The organism is Vibrio sp. Vb0598, from assembly GCF_033338935.1.
GTDB lineage: Bacteria > Pseudomonadota > Gammaproteobacteria > Enterobacterales > Vibrionaceae > Vibrio > Vibrio alginolyticus.
The window spans coordinates 1-1,322 of record NZ_JAWOTP010000136.1 but is presented as its reverse complement, the minus strand read 5'-3'; the positions used below and the strand labels follow the sequence as shown (position 1 = coordinate 1,322).

1 protein-coding gene is annotated in these 1,322 nt (G+C 48.6%); it reads right to left on the bottom strand.

The features are described from left to right. Nucleotides 1–1,322 (bottom strand): thiol reductant ABC exporter subunit CydC (gene cydC / locus R7Q38_RS23540; protein ID WP_318114488.1); only part of this gene is annotated, 1,322 nt, incomplete at both ends.

Below are 1,322 nucleotides of genomic sequence, written 5' to 3'. Positions count from 1 at the left end.
GCCATCACCCAGCCAAGCATCAAGACCCGGCTCTTCAAGCAGAGCACCCAGTTCAACTTTCGTTAGGATATCCGCCAGTTGCTCATCAGTCGCATTTGGTGACGCCATTAACAAGTTGTCACGTAGTGTGCCGTTTAACACATCTACTCGTTGGCTCACTACGGTAATTGCTGAGCGCAGATCGGATTCGCACCAATCTTTTAGTGAAGCGCCACCAATGCGAACCTCACCTTGGTTTACATCCCAGTAGCGACAAAGTAGTTGAATCAGGGTCGACTTTCCTGAACCCGTTTGACCAACAATTGCGGTTTTCGAGCCTAAAGGAAGTGAAAGCGAAAGGTCTTTCAGCACTTTCTGTTGTCCATCAGGGTATGCAAAATCAATATTGTCGAACTCGATATCCAGTGGTTTTTCTTCGCGTTTAGATAGCTCAGGGAAGACAACATCAGGCTCAGCAAGAATCACTTCGTTCAAGCGACGGGCAGAAGTCAGCGTTTGACCTAGGTATTGGAACGCACCCGCAATAGGCATCAAAATTTCAAAACTTGCCATTGTTGCAAAAGCGAATAGGGCGATCCAAGGATCAGGTGCCCGACCACCAACACCATCAGCAGCAAACCAAAGCATGACAACTAAAGTCAGGCCGTTCACCAACATCAGAAGTCCTGACGCCATACCAGTCAGATTAGCGTTTACAAACTGGTTTGAAAGCAGTTGTTTTTGCTTTTCAAGAATCAGGTTACGGTAGCGTTCTTCTGCACCAAAAATACTCAGCTCGCTATAGCCTTGTAGCCAATCGAGTGTCGCGACACGAAGCTGAGCTTTGTTATGCGTTAAGTGCTCACCATTGTTTTTGCCCAGTTTGTAAAAAAGCACTGGCCACACCAAAAGCATGATCGTAAGAATTGAGCCTAAAAGTAGCGCAAGATGCCAGTCAAAGAACGCTAAGACTGCGGTTAAACTCAGAATGCCAAAGATGCCAATAATGACTGGGCTGACAAGTCGCAGATAAACGTGATCCATTGCGTCCACATCGGCTACCAGACGGTTCAGCAGGTCAGCATCGCGCATTGTTGACACTCGGCCTGGGATCAGCGGAGCAAGTTTCTTGAAGAAGAAGATACGCAGGTCTGTCAGTAATTTAAATGTCGCATTGTGGCTTACAACGCGCTCACCCCAACGGCCAGCTGTTCGTGCCATTGCGGCACCGCGCACGCCAGCACCTGGCAGCATGTAGTTGAAGGTTTCACGCGCAACGGTTAAACCAGCCACTGCTGCTGCGGAGATAAACCAACCAGACAGAGTGAGCAAGCCGATAGATG